General features: G+C 50.4%; 15 protein-coding genes and 1 pseudogene. 10 read left to right on the top strand and 6 right to left on the bottom strand.

Annotated elements, in window-relative coordinates:
- Positions 1-67 precede the first annotated feature (67 nt).
- The 4 genes from endA to metK all read right to left on the bottom strand — a co-directional run bounded on the left by endA (position 68) and on the right by metK (position 4,428).
- Positions 68-775 (bottom strand): deoxyribonuclease I, encoded by a 708-nt coding sequence (gene endA / locus FEK43_RS00620; RefSeq protein WP_130207903.1) that lies wholly within the window; start codon positions 773-775, stop codon positions 68-70.
- Between the two features lie 94 nt (positions 776-869).
- Positions 870-1,367 carry a SprT family zinc-dependent metalloprotease gene (locus tag FEK43_RS00615; RefSeq protein WP_130259425.1) on the bottom strand — a complete coding sequence of 166 codons (498 nt, stop codon included), beginning with the start codon at positions 1,365-1,367 and terminating at the stop codon, positions 870-872.
- 76 nt (positions 1,368-1,443) lie between these two features.
- Positions 1,444-2,838 (bottom strand): galactose/proton symporter, encoded by a 1,395-nt coding sequence (gene galP / locus FEK43_RS00610; RefSeq protein ID WP_130207899.1) that lies wholly within the window; start codon positions 2,836-2,838, stop codon positions 1,444-1,446.
- Between the two features lie 435 nt (positions 2,839-3,273).
- Complete coding sequence (gene metK / locus FEK43_RS00605; protein ID WP_130207895.1) at positions 3,274-4,428, bottom strand: methionine adenosyltransferase; 1,155 nt, start codon at positions 4,426-4,428, stop codon at positions 3,274-3,276.
- 55 nt (positions 4,429-4,483) lie between these two features.
- Here metK and FEK43_RS23295 point away from each other — a divergent pair, with 55 nt between their 5' ends.
- The 7 genes and pseudogenes from FEK43_RS23295 (at position 4,484) to FEK43_RS00580 (ending at position 10,844) form a co-directional block, all read left to right on the top strand.
- Complete coding sequence (locus FEK43_RS23295; protein WP_135407793.1) at positions 4,484-4,735, top strand: hypothetical protein; 252 nt, start codon at positions 4,484-4,486, stop codon at positions 4,733-4,735.
- A 110-nt stretch (positions 4,736-4,845) separates the two neighbouring features.
- Positions 4,846-4,989 (top strand): protein YqgG, encoded by a 144-nt coding sequence (gene yqgG / locus FEK43_RS23290; protein WP_001297404.1) that lies wholly within the window; start codon positions 4,846-4,848, stop codon positions 4,987-4,989.
- Positions 4,990-5,082: 93 nt separating this feature from the next.
- Positions 5,083-5,214, top strand: a complete 132-nt coding sequence (gene yqgB / locus FEK43_RS00600; protein ID WP_001338822.1) for an acid stress response protein YqgB — start codon at positions 5,083-5,085, stop codon at positions 5,212-5,214.
- A gap of 8 nt (positions 5,215-5,222) precedes the next feature.
- The gene (speA, locus tag FEK43_RS00595; protein ID WP_010347927.1) at positions 5,223-7,199 is read left to right on the top strand and encodes a biosynthetic arginine decarboxylase; all 1,977 of its coding nucleotides are present in this window, start codon (positions 5,223-5,225) and stop codon (positions 7,197-7,199) included.
- A 145-nt stretch (positions 7,200-7,344) separates the two neighbouring features.
- Positions 7,345-8,076 (top strand): annotated as a pseudogene (locus FEK43_RS00590) (hypothetical protein).
- A 135-nt stretch (positions 8,077-8,211) separates the two neighbouring features.
- Positions 8,212-9,132 (top strand): agmatinase, encoded by a 921-nt coding sequence (speB, locus tag FEK43_RS00585; RefSeq protein WP_000105566.1) that lies wholly within the window; start codon positions 8,212-8,214, stop codon positions 9,130-9,132.
- Between the two features lie 149 nt (positions 9,133-9,281).
- Positions 9,282-10,844, top strand: coding sequence for a DUF1266 domain-containing protein (locus tag FEK43_RS00580; protein ID WP_138158395.1), 1,563 nt, complete (start codon positions 9,282-9,284; stop codon positions 10,842-10,844).
- Positions 10,845-10,929: 85 nt separating this feature from the next.
- Here the strand turns inward: FEK43_RS00580 and loiP are convergent, their stop codons facing one another.
- A complete protein-coding gene (gene loiP / locus FEK43_RS00575) occupies positions 10,930-11,688 on the bottom strand; it encodes a metalloprotease LoiP (RefSeq protein ID WP_135407791.1) in 759 nt (252 codons plus the stop codon).
- Between the two features lie 277 nt (positions 11,689-11,965).
- Here loiP and tkt point away from each other — a divergent pair, with 277 nt between their 5' ends.
- The gene (gene tkt, locus FEK43_RS00565) at positions 11,966-13,957 is read left to right on the top strand and encodes a transketolase (RefSeq protein WP_000098613.1); all 1,992 of its coding nucleotides are present in this window, start codon (positions 11,966-11,968) and stop codon (positions 13,955-13,957) included.
- A gap of 45 nt (positions 13,958-14,002) precedes the next feature.
- Here the strand turns inward: tkt and FEK43_RS00560 are convergent, their stop codons facing one another.
- Positions 14,003-14,911: a prohibitin family protein gene (locus FEK43_RS00560; protein WP_000646923.1), complete on the bottom strand. Its 909-nt coding sequence runs from the start codon at positions 14,909-14,911 to the stop codon at positions 14,003-14,005.
- A 377-nt stretch (positions 14,912-15,288) separates the two neighbouring features.
- On the opposite strand from FEK43_RS00560, the gene cmtB reads away from it, so the two are divergent.
- A complete protein-coding gene (cmtB, locus tag FEK43_RS00550) occupies positions 15,289-15,732 on the top strand; it encodes a PTS mannitol transporter subunit IIA (RefSeq protein ID WP_135407789.1) in 444 nt (147 codons plus the stop codon).
- Positions 15,733-15,759: 27 nt separating this feature from the next.
- Positions 15,760-17,148, top strand: a complete 1,389-nt coding sequence (gene cmtA / locus FEK43_RS00545; RefSeq protein ID WP_135407786.1) for a PTS mannitol transporter subunit IICB — start codon at positions 15,760-15,762, stop codon at positions 17,146-17,148.
- Positions 17,149-17,156 lie beyond the last annotated feature (8 nt).

Raw genomic sequence — 17,156 nt, 5'->3', positions numbered from 1 at the left:
CGCGTCGTCTCCCCACGCGGTTGCGCGCGTGGGGCAGGGTTAACAAAAAGAATTTCGCTAGTGTAGGTTAGCTCTTTCGCGCCTGGCAAGCGCGTTGCACATACGGGTTGTGATTGCCTTGCACCTTCGCGATGCGTTCGTCACGCTCACACTCCCAGTCGGTGACCGGATACATTTTGTTCCAGGCGTTAAACAGCTGCGTTTGCTGGCGTGAGAGTGTCAGGTTGTACTGGTCACGCATGTAGAAGTAAATCCGCGCAATGGAACCACGGGCATGAGCTGGCGGTTCAGCAACTTTTTCTTTGAAATCAATCTTCATGGCGCACTGCCCATACTGGCCCTCGCCGCCATTCCACTGGCTGTACATAAAGTTGCCGCGATCGCCGTTCACTTCACCTATCGCGGGCTGCAGGTTATGCATATCGCTTTCCATTTGGCGATAAACCGGATCTTTAGCGCAGTTTTTACGACCGCCTTCCTGCCAGCACTGACGCTGGTGGCCGAACTGCCAGGCGGGAACAACATGTTCCCACTCTACGCGGCTGGCGCGGTTTTCATTTTTGCGCACCTGATACCCGCACGACTCCAGATCCACGATGCCTTTTTTACCCTGCCAGTTGATTTTACATCCGCAGTAAAATGTTCCCGGCACATCAGCGTAGACTTTTACCGCTGCTGTTTTCGCCTGGGAAAAACTATTGATGCCTTCGGCTAACGCCGTGCCGGATAATGCTGCGCTCAGTACCACCGCAGCCACAGACAAATTACGGTACATCACTTACTCCGTGTTAAAACGAGCGAGCAACGTAGCGAAAGTTGTTTTGGTATGCAATCAGCCAGATCAGTAAAATTCCTGATAGTTCTGCTGGTTATTGAGCAACCAGTTGTTCGCCGCAGTGAACGCAGCGATAGACGGCTTCGCCTCGTACCACGCGGTTATGACGACGTACGGTAAGCTGATGCTCCTGGCATTTGCAACGGTAGGGGAAAGTGTTACGGCGCACGGATTGCAGTTCAAACTGATGCGTACGGCGGGCGGGAACGCCCAGCACGCTTTCCATCATCCACTTCCACTCTTTGCCATGTGGCGCTACGCGACCGAAGTGCTTCCACACCAGCAGATGCGCCAGTTCGTGTGGCACCACTTCTTCAATAAAGGCTTCACTGTTTTCCAACAGCAAAACGGGATTGAGGCGAATTTCATAGCTTTCCAGCCAGGCCGTTCCGGCGGATGTGCCACGCTGGGTATAAGAGAGTTTTGGCTCCGGATAGTTACGCCCCAGCTTCAGGTTGGCCTGGGCGAGTTTTTCCCGCAGGCGACGCATAACAGCCTGTTGGATGGCGATAGGGAGACGGGATGTTTTCATAGCGGCAGAGGATAGAGCGAAGAAAAGATGACTGCAAGAGGTGGCTTCCTCCGCGACGGGAGGAAGCCTGAGGAGATTAATCGTGAGCGCCGATTTCGCGCAGTTTACGACCTTTCATCAGATTACGTTCAATGTGTTCCAGCGAAACGTGTTTGGTTTCCGGCACCAGCCACAGTGTCAGCAGGATAAACAGCACATTCAGACCTGCGTAAACCCAGAAGGTATTGGCGTTGCCCAGCGTGTTGAGCATGGTCAGGAAGGTTGCGCCGACAATCATGTTGGCAATCCAGTTGGTAGCGGTGGAGCAGGTGATACCGAAGTCGCGGCCTTTCAGCGGCTGGATTTCAGAACACAGTACCCAAATCAACGGACCCGCGCTCATGGCAAAACCGACAATAAACATCAGCAGCATGGCGATGGCGAAATATTGCGCCGACGGTGAGTGAATACCGATATGCATCATTGTACCCAGTACGCCCATGCCCACAGCCATCACCATGAAGCCCAGCGTCAACGTTGGTTTACGTCCCCAACGGTCAACAAGACCGATTGCGATAAAGGTGGCAAGTACGTTGGTCAGGCCGACAATCACGGTCCCCCACATTTGTTCCGTCGTGTTGGTATATCCCGCCAGTTCGAAGATTTTTGGCGCGTAATACATGATGACGTTCATCCCGGTGAATTGCTGCATCACCTGCAACAGTACACCCAGGAACACCGCGCGACGGAAGTTACTGTTCTCTTTAAACAGCGCCCAACCGCTTTGTTTAACCTGCAAACTTTCACGGATTTCATCCAGTTCACGTTTGGCTTCCGCGCTGGTGTCGCGCAGGCGCAGTAGCACGCGTTCGGCATCAACAAAGCGGCGTTTGGCAGCAAACCAACGTGGGCTGTCTGGCAGGAAGAAGACGCCAATCAGTAGCAGAATTGCCGGGATGATAATCACACCCAGCATCCAGCGCCATGCACCGGTGTAGCTGAAGGCGGTATCAGAAAGATAAGCACCGAGGATCCCGATAGTGATCATCAACTGATACATCGAGATCATACTGCCGCGGATTTTCTCTGGCGCAATTTCGGAGAGGTACAGCGGCGCGGTATAGGAGGCCACACCTACCGCCAGTCCCAGCAGCACGCGGGAAAGAATCAGCACTTCAACGTTCGGTGCAGCGGCAGAGAACAGCGAACCGGCAACAAACAGGATTGCGCCGATCATCAGGCTCTTTTTGCGCCCGAGTTTAAAGGAGAGCCAGCCGCTACCCACCGCACCGACTGCGGCACCAAACATCATGGAGCTTACGACCCATTCTTGCGTGTGCGAAGTAATCTGGAATTCATCTGCAATAAACGGCAGTGCGCCAGCAATTACACCGATATCCAGGCCAAAGAGTAATCCCGCCAGAGCAGCAAGGAAGCAGACGAAAAACGTCATTGCCTTGTTTGACCGCCCCTGTTTTTTAGCGTCAGGCATGATGCCCTCCAATATGGTTATTTTTTATTGTGAATTAAGATAGGTGAGTACGACGTAAAAAGATGTGAAGCAAATCACATCAGTGTAATCGCTTACACTAACATTCATTATGATTATAATTTAAGTGTATGAAAATAATTGAGTTATATAATCATAGGTTAAACACAGTTATCTGCATTTAAGACTTAACTGAAAAGAAATGTAACGATTATAAAAAATGAATCATACGATGAAAATATTGTGAATATTTGCTCTGTGTTGCTGGTGTAATCGGTTTCAATCGTGATGATGATTTGCGGGTAAAACGTGTTCAGGAAGAATGATGTCATTGCGCGGGCGGCTTTTTGCCGGATGCGGCGTGAACGCCTATCCACCGCGGTGAGGTAAAAGAAAAGGCCAGCGCGAGGCTGGCCTTTGAAAGCAGGTGAAGAAAGATTACTTCAGACCGGCAGCTTCACGCAGCAGTTGCGCTTTGTCGGTTTTTTCCCACGGGAAATGTTCGCGACCAAAGTGACCGTATGCTGCGGTTTCTTTGTAGATCGGGTGCAGCAGATCCAGCATCTGAATCAGACCGTATGGACGCAGGTCGAAGAACTCACGTACCAGCAGGGTCAGCTGTTCAGAAGGCACTTTCTCGGTACCGAAAGTTTCCACCATGATGGAGGTCGGTTCAGCCACGCCAATTGCGTAGGAAACCTGAATTTCACAACGATCGGCCAGGCCAGCAGCAACGATGTTTTTCGCGACATAACGTGCTGCGTACGCTGCAGAACGGTCCACTTTTGACGGATCTTTACCAGAGAACGCGCCGCCACCGTGACGTGCCATGCCGCCGTAGGTATCTACGATAATTTTACGACCAGTCAGACCGCAGTCACCCATCGGGCCGCCGATAACAAAACGTCCGGTCGGGTTGATGAAGAATTTGGTTGCTGAAGTCAGCCATTCAGCCGGCAGAATCGGCTTGATGATCTCTTCCATTACCGCTTCTTGCAGCGATTTCTGGTCGATATCTTCAGAGTGCTGAGTGGAAAGCACAACAGCATCGATGCCGACGATTTTGCCGTCGTCATACTGGAAAGTCACCTGGCTTTTCGCGTCCGGGCGCAACCACGGCAGAGTGCCGTTTTTACGCACTTCAGCCTGACGCTGTACCAGACGGTGTGCATAGGTGATAGGTGCTGGCATCAGCACGTCGGTTTCGTTGGTTGCGTAGCCAAACATCAGACCCTGGTCGCCCGCGCCCTGTTCCAGCGGATCGGCACGGTCAACGCCCTGGTTGATGTCAGGAGATTGTTTGCCGATGGCGCTCAGGACCGCACAGGAGTTAGCGTCAAAGCCCATGTCGGAATGTACATAGCCAATTTCGCGAACGGTGTTACGGGTGATCTCTTCGATGTCTACCCAGGCGCTGGTGGTGATTTCACCGCCAACTAAAACCATGCCGGTTTTTACGTAGGTTTCGCAAGCAACGCGTGCTTTCGGATCCTGTTCGAGGATCGCGTCTAAAACGGCATCAGAGATTTGGTCAGCAATTTTGTCAGGATGCCCTTCAGAGACGGACTCGGACGTAAAAAGGTGTTTTGCCATATTTAATATCACCTAAAGAGAATTTGGTTAGCTCAAACTGTTGTGTGGATTTTCTGTGGGAGCGGATCCTACCACGACTCGACAGGTTAAAAACACTGGCAGTCTGAGTGTTAATCAGTATGGATGGATTAACATCTGGATGGCTATTTTAGGTCAATCCTTCACCCGATTTCCACTTTTTTTTGAATCGTGTCTCATTCTGTTAAAAACGTGGCTGGAAATTTTTCCTGACAATGCTGGCATTCTTTGTATTTATCTTTTGCAATTTTCTGCCATTGTGGGGTATAAAACGCGACGCGCGGCTTAAATAAAAAGCACACGACGTTTCTTTCGTGTTGCCACTTCCAGCCGGGTTGAAATCAGAGTTTTGGCTTGTGGGTTCGTCTTAACGGGCGACCGTGGAGGTGATACGAAATAATGAACCGTTGTCTGCTGCTTAACCTGTCTCACCGTTCTGGTGAAGATTCGTTCCCCGCACTCTGCATCTCTGCTTTGCATACCTGCCGATGTTATACCCATCTCGGCGCTTCTCAGGATTCAAGAGCTGGTTACAGTTACTGAGGACTGAACAAGGGCGCTCTTGTAAAAACAAGAGTTTTCTCGTGGTTTCGCCGAACTGTCACACTTACGTTCGGTTATGTGCTTAATAATGTTATGAAAAAGAAACCGGTTGCGCAGTCGGAGCGTCAGCATACACTGCTGGAAAATCCATGTGCTTATGGGTTGTTATCGCAGTTTCAGGCTGCGATAGTGGTTAACTGTTTTACACTTAATAAAATAATTTGAGGTTCGCTATGTCTGACGACATGTCTATGAGTTTGCCTTCGTCAGCGGGCGAACACGGTGTACTACGCTCCATGCAGGAGGTTGCAATGAGCTCCCAGGAAGCCAGCAAGATGCTGCGTACTTACAATATTGCCTGGTGGGGCAATAACTACTATGACGTTAACGAGCTGGGCCACATCAGCGTGTGCCCGGACCCGGACGTACCGGAAGCTCGCGTCGATCTCGCGCAGTTGGTGAAAACCCGCGAAGCACAGGGCCAGCGTCTGCCTGCACTGTTCTGTTTCCCGCAGATCCTGCAGCACCGTTTGCGTTCCATAAACGCCGCGTTTAAACGTGCGCGTGAATCCTACGGTTATAACGGTGACTACTTCCTCGTTTATCCGATCAAAGTTAACCAGCATCGCCGCGTGATTGAGTCCCTGATTCATTCTGGCGAACCGTTGGGACTGGAAGCAGGCTCGAAAGCAGAGTTGATGGCCGTTCTGGCGCATGCTGGCATGACCCGCAGCGTCATCGTCTGCAACGGTTATAAAGACCGCGAATATATCCGCTTGGCATTAATTGGCGAGAAGATGGGCCACAAGGTCTATCTGGTCATTGAGAAGATGTCAGAAATCGCCATTGTGCTGGATGAAGCAGAACGTCTGAATGTCGTTCCTCGTCTGGGCGTGCGTGCACGTCTGGCCTCACAGGGTTCGGGTAAATGGCAATCTTCCGGCGGGGAAAAATCGAAGTTCGGCCTGGCAGCGACTCAGGTACTGCAATTGGTTGAAACGCTGCGTGAAGCCGGGCGTCTCGACAGCCTGCAATTGCTGCACTTCCACCTTGGTTCGCAGATGGCGAATATTCGCGATATCGCCACGGGCGTTCGTGAATCCGCACGTTTCTATGTGGAACTGCACAAGCTGGGCGTCAATATTCAGTGCTTCGACGTCGGCGGCGGTCTGGGCGTGGACTATGAAGGTACCCGTTCGCAGTCTGACTGCTCGGTGAACTACGGCCTCAATGAATACGCCAACAATATCATCTGGGCGATTGGTGATGCGTGTGAAGAAAATGGTCTGCCGCATCCGACGGTAATCACCGAATCGGGTCGTGCGGTGACTGCGCATCACACCGTGCTGGTGTCGAATATCATCGGCGTGGAACGTAACGAATACACGGTGCCGACCGCGCCCGCAGAAGATGCGCCGCGCGCACTGCAAAGCATGTGGGAAACCTGGCAGGAAATGCACGAACCGGGAACTCGCCGTTCTCTGCGTGAATGGTTGCACGACAGCCAGATGGATCTGCACGATATTCATATCGGCTACTCTTCTGGCACCTTTAGCCTGCAAGAACGCGCATGGGCTGAGCAGCTTTATTTGAGCATGTGCCATGAAGTGCAAAAGCAACTGGATCCGCAAAACCGTGCTCATCGTCCGATTATCGACGAGCTGCAGGAACGTATGGCGGACAAAATGTACGTCAACTTCTCGCTGTTCCAGTCGATGCCGGACGCATGGGGGATCGACCAGTTGTTCCCGGTACTGCCGCTGGAAGGGCTGGATCAAGTGCCGGAACGCCGCGCTGTGCTGCTGGATATTACCTGTGACTCTGACGGTGCTATCGACCACTATATCGATGGTGACGGTATTGCCACGACAATGCCAATGCCGGAGTACGATCCGGAGAATCCGCCGATGCTCGGTTTCTTTATGGTCGGCGCATATCAGGAGATCCTCGGCAACATGCACAACCTGTTCGGTGATACCGAAGCGGTTGACGTGTTCGTCTTCCCTGACGGCAGCGTAGAAGTGGAACTGTCTGACGAAGGCGATACCGTGGCGGACATGCTGCAATATGTACAGCTCGATCCGAAAACGCTGTTAACTCAGTTCCGTGATCAAGTGAAGAAAACCGATCTTGATGCTGAACTGCAACAACAGTTCCTGGAAGAGTTCGAGGCAGGTTTATACGGTTATACCTATCTTGAAGATGAATAATTAAGATTATTCCGCTGGCGGGTCGATTTATTTACGTAAATTGGCCCGCTTTCTTTTTATATATTCTTAAAAATAATTTAGCTACTTTTCTTATTAAATAATCTCCCTACAATCGCTGCATTAATTAAATGCAGAGGGAACGGTTATGAAAAAATGGAAAGTACGTGGCGCGCTGGTCGCATTAGTCGTGTTGTTGGCAGGTTGTTCCAGTAACGCGCAGTATAATAGCAGTGCATCTGGCGATGTCGGCACTGCCTGGGGTGGGGATGTGCACTCAACGGTTCAGGGCGTATCTGCTGAGTGAGCCTGGCGCGATCCGGCGGAGATGATCGTTATTAGTTATTCAGCTAATGTTCCTTCCGGCTACGACCGCGTTTATAGCATTCGTATTAACGAACTGGAATATGCTATTCGCGATGCTAATTTTAATTCACTACCTATTACGCGGGTTTATGATTCATCAAATAATGAACCACGCTATATTGTCCATGCCAGAGTAGGAATGAATTATCAATTATATGTCCGCAATTACAGTCGTAACACCAACTACGAGATCGTTGCTACGGTTGATGGCCTGGATGTTCTGAACGGTAAACAAGGTTCGCTGAATAACAACGGTTATATTGTGAATGCCGGAGATTCGTTAGCGATTAAAGGATTCCGCAAAGATAAACATACCGAAGCGGCTTTTCAGTTCGCCAACGTTGCTGATTCCTACGCAGCCAATTCGGCGCAAGGCGATGTGCGTAATACCGGTGTAATCGGCTTTGCCGCCTTTGAATTACAAGGCCCGGCGCAAAACGCGCTGCCGCCGTGCTCTGGACAAGCCTTTCCGGCAGACAACAATGGCTATGCGCCGCCGCCGTGCCGTAAATAGCAACCTCGCTTGATGCCTCGCCCATTTAAGGCGATAATTAGCACAAACTTGTGTTTCGCAAATCCAACCCTTCCTCGTCGGGCCTAACGACGCGGAAGGGTTTTTTTATATCGACTTTGTAATAGGAGTCCATCCATGAGCACCTTAGGTCATCAATACGATAACTCACTGGTTTCCAACGCCTTTGGTTTTTTACGCCTGCCGATGAACTTCCAGCCATATGACAGCGATGCTGACTGGGTGATTACTGGCGTGCCGTTCGATATGGCCACTTCTGGTCGTGCGGGTGGTCGCCACGGTCCGGCAGCTATCCGTCAGGTTTCGACAAATCTGGCCTGGGAACACAACCGCTTCCCGTGGAATTTCGACATGCGTGAGCGTCTGAACGTGGTGGACTGCGGTGATCTGGTATATGCCTTCGGCGATGCCCGTGAGATGAGCGAGAAACTGCAGGCACACGCCGAGAAGCTGCTGGCTGCCGGTAAGCGTATGCTCTCCTTCGGTGGTGACCATTTTGTGACGCTGCCGCTGCTGCGCGCTCATGCGAAGCATTTCGGCAAAATGGCGCTGGTACACTTTGACGCCCACACCGATACCTACGCGAACGGTTGTGAATTTGACCACGGCACCATGTTCTATACTGCGCCGAAAGAAGGTCTGATCGACCCGAATCATTCCGTGCAGATTGGTATTCGTACCGAGTTTGATAAAGACAACGGCTTTACCGTGCTGGACGCCTGCCAGGTGAACGATCGCAGCGTGGATGACGTTATCGCCCAGGTGAAACAGATTGTGGGTGATATGCCGGTTTACCTGACCTTTGATATCGACTGCCTGGATCCTGCTTTCGCGCCGGGAACCGGTACGCCGGTAATTGGCGGCCTGACCTCCGATCGCGCCATTAAACTGGTACGCGGCCTGAAAGATCTCAACATCGTTGGGATGGACGTAGTGGAAGTGGCTCCGGCATACGATCAGTCTGAAATCACCGCTCTGGCTGCGGCGACGCTGGCGCTGGAGATGCTGTATATTCAGGCGGCGAAAAAGGGCGAGTAAGTAATCTGCCAGGTTGAATTTTTTGCACAGTCCCTTGTCTGGCACAAGGGACTTATCATTTAAAACCTATCCTGTTAATTAAGTCATCTTTACCCTGACTGCTGTTTTTTAATGGATTGTTATTATCGCGTTTTTAATGGAATAAATAGATGAAACGCACTCTTCCCTGGAAGCCTCTTCTTTGTTTGTTATTTCTTTTATCAACTGGCTGCGATAGAGCAGAAAAACAGAAAATTGCCGCACAGCTGCAACAAGATAAAGAGGCCATTTCCTCTGTCGTCAAAAAGAGTTATCACGCATTATGTGGCCCTGAGTTTGTCACCAGCACAGATTCGCACGATCGCCTTGCGGAAATGCAGCAAGTATTTACGCCTGCTTTAATGGAGCCTGTACTGAAATACTGGCAAGAGTCACCCAAAACGTGTAAACGACGTTTCCCCAGTTATAGCGATCCTTTAGCGACCTTCGTCGAAGGCGACAAGGCGCAGATTGGTGCTTTTTTTGGTCACCAATCTGATATTGATATTCCAATGGAATTAATCCGGGAAGGGGATGGTAAATGGAAGATTGCTGCGATTGATATTGCATCGTTACACGAGTTTGAAAAAAACGGTCGGGTTACTGATGAGATGCAGAAAAAAATAGATTTGCTAAAAAAACGCTCATTCAAGCAACATATGGATTCCCCTGTGTTGACGAGGACCGCGCCAGACCGGGTCAGTGAGTCCCCTTTGACATCGGTGGAGCAAACAGTTACGGAGCAAGACTCTTCCTGGCTGGGTGTCTTACTGACAATAGGAAAATATGCCCTTTATCTGGTAGCGATAATACTTATTCTCGCATTTGTGGCTGTTTTGTGGATTGGTTATGGCCTGGTGTTCGCCGGACATCGCCTTTTCAAAGCATCCTGTAAAGATCCCTCAATTCAAAAAATTCCTGCGGCTGAACGTTGGGCGATGGCAGTCGGCGCGCCTTATGCCATTGCGGGTAACAATCACTGGGCGCGACGAGTCGTTAATGATGATTCCGTGGAAGCAGAGAATGATTGCAAAAGTGAAGTTGAGTCACTTGCTGACATGTGGGGCGTCTTTGATCGGGATTCGTTACTTGAGCAACTCTTAGCTTTGTTTGTAGCAGGGCATCGTTCAGTTTATGAAGAACAGATCAAACACGATAGCGAAATGCCGGATGCTGAGTATCGCGCGTTCGCTCAGCAATTAGCTCAGAACGCGAAATCAAGTAGCGAAGCGAAAGAGCGTTTGTGGCAGCTACAGATGGTCAGAAAAAATCGACGTAAAATATGCGACATAGATTTTTGTGCCTGGGATATGGTGCGTTTTGTCATGCTATGTAATAGCGGGGCGCAAGTGGGATACATTACCCAGCGTGAAATGGTCGATTTTTCGATGCTGGCAGCCAGACGCGTGCAGCAACATTATAGAAGCTGGCGCGAATTGGCCGGACATTTTTTGCTGGCCCGTTGGTACTGGAAAGCAACGGATAAACGGCACCTGATTACCCATATTCTTTTTAAGAAAGCCATTACATCTTTATTAAAAGAGCAGGGGAGTCCGTGGCGTACTTTACCCTGGGATACTCCATTACCTGAAGGAACAGAGACGGCTTTTGCCTGGGCTTGTGGCGTAAGCACTGCCGATGTAGTAGAGGTGCGATTGGATACACCAGAGAAAGCAATCTACGAAGCGAATTGATGCCCCAAATGATTGAGCTTGTTTAATGACTGTGGCCGGCCCTGAATGAAAATTTCTCCGACATTCCTGTCGGAGAAATATGAAATCACTTTATCCCATCCGCGCTCATACGATCGCGAATATGCTGGGCGCGTTCGGCGGATGCTGGATGGTCGTCAAACATTGAACTTTGGCGGCCTTCTTCCAGTTTCGCCAGTTTTTCAAAGCTGGTGGCAAGGCCTGCCGGGCTGATGCCGCGTTGACGCAGCATATCGTAGGAATAATCATCCGCCTCTGCTTCCTGGCGCTGGGAGAATTGCGAATTGACTAATTTTTCGCCCAAGTCACCGAGTTGTGATTGCGATAAACTGCCGACAATCCCGCCCGCAGAGGCCGCAGCTACTCGCACGGCATTTGTACCAAGTGCTACCTGCATCCCTTTCTTCACATGGCCTAACGCCACATGGCCCATTTCATGACCGATCACCGCTTCGACTTCGTTATCGGTCATCATATCCATCAGGCCGCTATAGACGCGGATACAGCCGTTTGCCATCGCAAAGGCATTCACATCCTTCGCCATATACACTTTGTAATTTACCGGCTGGCCGTTGATGTTATTTCCCAGCGCATTAGCAATAGTGGTCAGACGTTTAGCGTATTCACTACCGTCTGGCGCAATCGTCGCCTTGCTGTCCATCTCCTGGCACGCCTGATCGCTCAGGGCTTTTACCTGCGCATCGCTCAAACTGTAAGCCTGAAAAGCTTCCGCTCCTGATGAGAGCAGTCCACTGGAGTCCATATTCTGGCAACCGGTCAGTACCGTTGCCATGCTCATTGCTACCAATAAGGCGCGAATTTTCATGTTTTCTCTTCCGCACAAGGTCAGGATTATTCTAAAAATGCGCCGTTTGCAGGTGAATCGACGCTCGTCCTAAGTATAAGAAAAAGCGCAGCGGACGGGCGAGCAGATTGCGCAACATGCGAGCATGATCCAGAGATTTCTGAAACGGCAAAAGGATGTTCCATGTACATGACGCGCGGCTTGCGGTAAATTGTTGGCAAATTTTCCGGCGTAGCCCAAAACGCGCTGTCGTCAAGTCGTTAAGGGCGTGCCCTTCATCATCCGATCTGGAGTCAAAATGTCCTCACGTAAAGAGCTTGCCAATGCTATTCGTGCGCTGAGCATGGACGCAGTACAGAAAGCCAAATCCGGTCACCCGGGCGCCCCGATGGGTATGGCTGACATTGCCGAAGTCCTGTGGCGTGATTTCCTGAAACACAACCCGCAGAATCCGTCCTGGGCTGACCGTGACCGCTTCGTGCTGTCCAACGGCCACGGCTCCATGCTGATCTACAGCTTGCTGCACCTCACCGGTTACGATCTGCCGATGGAAGAACTGAAAAACTTCCGTCAGCTGCACTCCAAAACTCCGGGTCACCCGGAAGTGGGTTACACCGCTGGTGTGGAAACCACCACTGGTCCGCTGGGTCAGGGTATTGCCAACGCAGTCGGTATGGCGATTGCAGAAAAAACGCTGGCGGCGCAGTTTAACCGTCCGGGTCACGACATTGTCGACCACTACACCTACGCCTTCATGGGCGACGGCTGCATGATGGAAGGCATCTCCCACGAAGTTTGCTCTCTGGCGGGTACGCTGAAGCTGGGTAAACTGATTGCGTTCTACGATGACAACGGTATTTCTATCGATGGTCACGTTGAAGGCTGGTTTACCGACGACACCGCAATGCGTTTCGAAGCCTACGGCTGGCACGTTATTCGCGACATCGACGGTCATGACGCAGCATCCATCAAACGCGCAGTAGAAGAAGCGCGCGCAGTGACCGACAAACCGTCCCTGCTGATGTGCAAAACCATCATCGGTTTCGGTTCCCCGAACAAAGCCGGTACGCACGACTCCCACGGTGCGCCGCTGGGCGACGCTGAAATTGCCCTGACCCGCGAACAGCTGGGCTGGAAATATGCGCCGTTCGAAATCCCGTCTGAAATCTATGCTCAGTGGGATGCGAAAGAAGCAGGCCAGGCGAAAGAATCCGCATGGAACGAGAAATTCGCTGCTTACGCGAAAGCTTATCCGCAGGAAGCCGCTGAATTTACCCGCCGTATGAAAGGCGAAATGCCGTCTGACTTCGACGCGAAAGCGAAAGAGTTCATTGCTAAACTGCAAGCTAATCCGGCGAAAATCGCCAGCCGTAAAGCGTCTCAGAATGCTATCGAAGCGTTCGGTCCGCTGTTGCCGGAATTCCTCGGCGGCTCCGCTGACCTGGCACCGTCTAACCTGACCCTGTGGTCTGGTTCTAAAGCAATCAACGAAGATGCTGCGGGTAACTACATCCACTACGGTGTTCGCGAGTTCGGTATGACCGCGATTGCTAACGGTATCTCCCTGCACGGTGGTTTCCTGCCGTACACCTCCACCTTCCTGATGTTCGTGGAATACGCACGTAATGCCGTACGTATGGCTGCGCTGATGAAACAGCGCCAGGTGATGGTTTACACCCACGACTCCATCGGTCTGGGCGAAGATGGCCCGACTCACCAGCCGGTAGAGCAGGTCGCCTCTCTGCGCGTGACCCCGAACATGTCTACATGGCGTCCGTGTGACCAGGTTGAATCCGCGGTCGCGTGGAAATACGGCGTTGAGCGTCAGGACGGCCCGACCGCGCTGATCCTCTCCCGTCAGAACCTGGCGCAGCAGGAACGTACTGAAGAGCAGCTGGCAAACATCGCGCGCGGTGGTTATGTGCTGAAAGACTGTGCTGGTCAGCCGGAACTGATTTTCATCGCGACCGGTTCTGAAGTTGAACTGGCGGTTGCTGCCTACGAAAAACTGACTGCCGAAGGCGTGAAAGCGCGCGTGGTTTCCATGCCGTCTACCGATGCGTTCGACAAGCAGGATGCGGCTTACCGTGAGTCTGTACTGCCGAAAGCGGTTACTGCTCGTGTTGCAGTAGAAGCAGGCATTGCTGACTACTGGTACAAGTATGTTGGCCTGAATGGCGCTATCGTCGGTATGACCACCTTCGGTGAATCTGCTCCGGCTGAACTGCTGTTTGAAGAGTTCGGCTTCACCGTTGACAACGTTGTTGCGAAAGCAAAAGCGTTGCTGTAATCGGTAAGATGCTTTGTGAGAAGGGCCGCGAAAGCGGCCCTTTTTTTACTTAGTAGAGATAAACGGAACTGTGCTACCTGGAATCATGGTATCGGGCAGCTTACCGTCCCAGCGCTCAGCAGTGGTGAGGGCAACAAGTCCGGGATTATCTCGCAGGGCTTCCCCGCGCAGGCGGATAGCTTCTGCTTCAGCCGCACTTTTTAAACGAATAGTTTCAGCTTCGGCCGCGCCTCTTACGCGAATAGTCTCTGCTTCTGCTTTGGCTGCCGCCAGTTTACTGTCTGCTTCTGCCTGGGCCTGAGTTACCGCAATTTGCGCCTGGATTTTCTCTGTTTCCAGATTTTGCTTACGCGTGGCAATGGCGACTTCTGCTTTCATTCGGTCTTCAATCGACTTTTCATAAGCGTCAGAAAAATCGATGTTTTCAATCTGGACCCCGTCAATTACCACTGGCCCAACAACGGCTTTGCGCATGGCATTTTGCAGATCCTGAACCAGTTTTGTACGATCCTGTACGGCGCTGATGGCGGTATATTGGCCGAAAACGTTCTCCAGTTGAGTTGGCAACTGACGGACAATCAGACGATCTTTTAATGCTTCAATGGTGTTGTAGGTGGTATAAACCGCGCCTGCTTCTGAAGGTTTTATGTGGAAGCTGACTGATACTGTCATTTGTGCCGGTTGCTGGTCGCGGCTGTAGGCCTGTAATCCCTGATAGACCACAGCCTGATTACGCGTGGAAATTTTCTCCACGCTTTCCATAAAAGGGATCTTAAAACCCAGACCCGGCTCGGCAACTTTTACGATTTTTCCGTAGCGCAGCAAAATGCCGCGTTCACCTTCATTAACGGTGTAATACGAGAGAAATGGCAGCACAACCACGGCAAGCACGCCAATGGCGATAGCAATAGATTTTTGTGGGCGGAATGAGGTTATTGAAACAGGTGCTTTCATGACAATCTTCCTTGAGTAAAGTGTGGGAATATGTCACATGAGGGGAGGAGAAAACAGCCGACAGGTGAGAATTCAGAATCTATAAAGGGGTATAGCGAAAAAACATTGCATTAGAAAAGTATGTTTTCGAACATTCAATAAACAAATAGAGATATGCATCACAAATACAATAACAAACAAAATATTGATTTTGTGACAAACATAACAAATACAAAGTTAACTTTAAAAATATCAATTTCATATTGTTGTTATTTAAGGTTTTATTATTTTGGTTTATGGGGGTTTTCTTCTCGCGTACCCAATTGCTTTCATTAAACCGCACGAGTATTTTATTTTTACCGCCGGACGGTACCGTAAAAATAAAATAAGGATGATTTGTGCGGCTTATTGATTATTTTCCAGAGTCATCAATCTCAGTTATACATTCAGCAAAAGACTGGCAGGAAGCTATCGATTTCTCGATGGCATCATTGCTGGATAAAAACTATATCAGCGAGAATTACATTCAGGCTATTAAAGATTCCACCATTAGCAATGGTCCTTATTATATTCTCGCACCAGGCGTGGCGATGCCTCATGCGCGACCGGAATGTGGGGCGCTTAAAACCGGGATGTCACTGACATTACTCGAACGACCAGTGTATTTCCCGGGGAATGACGAACCGATTAAATTACTCATCGGGCTTTCGGCTGCCGATGCTGATTCGCACATTGGCGCTATTCAGGCGTTAAGTGAATTACTGTGCGAAGAAGAAATACTCGAACAACTCTTAACAGCAACATCAGAAAAACAATTAGCGGACATAATCAACCGCGGATAATTACTCTCTCCTCTACAGGATAATATTATGGAAAACAAGTCTGCTCGTGCAAAGGTCCAGGCTTTTGGGGGCTTTTTGACAGCAATGGTCATCCCCAATATTGGTGCTTTTATTGCCTGGGGTTTTATTACTGCATTATTTATTCCTACTGGTTGGCTGCCTAACGAACATTTCGCCAAAATTGTCGGCCCGATGATTACCTATTTATTGCCCGTGATGATTGGTTCTACAGGTGGTCATCTGGTCGGTGGTAAACGCGGTGCGGTCATGGGCGGAATAGGGACGATTGGCGTTATTGTCGGTGCTGAAATTCCGATGTTCCTTGGCTCAATGATCATGGGACCGTTAGGTGGGCTGGTCATAAAATATATTGATAAAGCACTGGAAAAACGCATACCTGCTGGTTTTGAGATGGTTATCAATAACTTCTCATTAGGTATCGCTGGGATGATTCTCTGTTTGCTGGGTTTTGAAGTCATCGGCCCGGCGGTGTTAATTGCCAATACTTTCGTCAAAGAGTGTATTGAAGCACTGGTACATGCAGGCTATCTGCCTTTGCTGTCAGTCATCAATGAACCGGCGAAAGTGCTTTTCCTCAATAACGCGATAGATCAGGGCGTCTATTATCCGCTGGGGATGCAACAGGCATCAGTTAATGGCAAATCCATCTTCTTTATGGTGGCATCCAACCCTGGGCCCGGCTTAGGACTGCTGCTGGCATTCACTCTGTTTGGTAAAGGGATGAGTAAGCGCTCTGCACCTGGTGCGATGATTATTCACTTCCTCGGTGGGATCCACGAACTGTATTTCCCGTATGTGCTGATGAAGCCGTTGACCATTATCGCCATGATTGCGGGCGGTATGTCTGGCACCTGGATGTTTAATTTGCTGGACGGTGGTCTGGTTGCAGGCCCAAGCCCAGGTTCTATCTTTGCTTACCTGGCGCTGACGCCGAAAGGCTCGTTCCTGGCGACAATTGCCGGAGTTACGGTAGGCACGCTGGTGTCCTTTGTCATCACTTCCCTGATACTGAAGATGGAAAAAACAGTGGAGACTGAGAGCGAAGATGAATTTACCGAGTCAGCCAATGCGGTTAAAGCAATGAAGCAGGAAGGCGCATTCTCGTTAAGCCGTGTTAAGCGTATTGCCTTTGTTTGCGATGCAGGGATGGGCTCCAGCGCGATGGGCGCAACCACCTTCCGTAAACGCCTGGAAAAAGCAGGGCTGGCAATTGAAGTAAAACATTACGCCATAGAAAACGTGCCTGCGGATGCGGATATCGTCGTTACTCATGCCAGTCTGGAAGGGCGCGTGAAACGTGTGACGGATAAAACGCTGATATTGATTAATAACTATATTGGCGATCCAAAACTCGACACTTTATTTAATCAATTAACCGCCGAACATAAAAACTGATTGCAGAG

This window comes from Escherichia sp. E2562 (genome assembly GCF_005781075.1).
Lineage (GTDB): Bacteria > Pseudomonadota > Gammaproteobacteria > Enterobacterales > Enterobacteriaceae > Escherichia.
Note: the sequence above shows the minus strand (reverse complement) of the source record. Positions and strands in the feature narration are given on the sequence as shown.

Coding starts and splice junctions, on each gene's coding strand:
- endA (WP_130207903.1), bottom strand. CDS start 775: ATGTACCGTAATTTGTCTGTGGCTGCGGTGGTACTGAGCGCAGCATTA.
- FEK43_RS00615 (WP_130259425.1), bottom strand. CDS start 1,367: ATGAAAACATCCCGTCTCCCTATCGCCATCCAACAGGCTGTTATGCGT.
- galP (WP_130207899.1), bottom strand. CDS start 2,838: ATGCCTGACGCTAAAAAACAGGGGCGGTCAAACAAGGCAATGACGTTT.
- metK (WP_130207895.1), bottom strand. CDS start 4,428: ATGGCAAAACACCTTTTTACGTCCGAGTCCGTCTCTGAAGGGCATCCT.
- yqgG (WP_001297404.1), top strand. CDS start 4,846: ATGAACCGTTGTCTGCTGCTTAACCTGTCTCACCGTTCTGGTGAAGAT.
- yqgB (WP_001338822.1), top strand. CDS start 5,083: ATGAAAAAGAAACCGGTTGCGCAGTCGGAGCGTCAGCATACACTGCTG.
- speA (WP_010347927.1), top strand. CDS start 5,223: ATGTCTGACGACATGTCTATGAGTTTGCCTTCGTCAGCGGGCGAACAC.
- speB (WP_000105566.1), top strand. CDS start 8,212: ATGAGCACCTTAGGTCATCAATACGATAACTCACTGGTTTCCAACGCC.
- FEK43_RS00580 (WP_138158395.1), top strand. CDS start 9,282: ATGAAACGCACTCTTCCCTGGAAGCCTCTTCTTTGTTTGTTATTTCTT.
- loiP (WP_135407791.1), bottom strand. CDS start 11,688: ATGAAAATTCGCGCCTTATTGGTAGCAATGAGCATGGCAACGGTACTG.
- tkt (WP_000098613.1), top strand. CDS start 11,966: ATGTCCTCACGTAAAGAGCTTGCCAATGCTATTCGTGCGCTGAGCATG.
- FEK43_RS00560 (WP_000646923.1), bottom strand. CDS start 14,911: ATGAAAGCACCTGTTTCAATAACCTCATTCCGCCCACAAAAATCTATT.
- cmtA (WP_135407786.1), top strand. CDS start 15,760: ATGGAAAACAAGTCTGCTCGTGCAAAGGTCCAGGCTTTTGGGGGCTTT.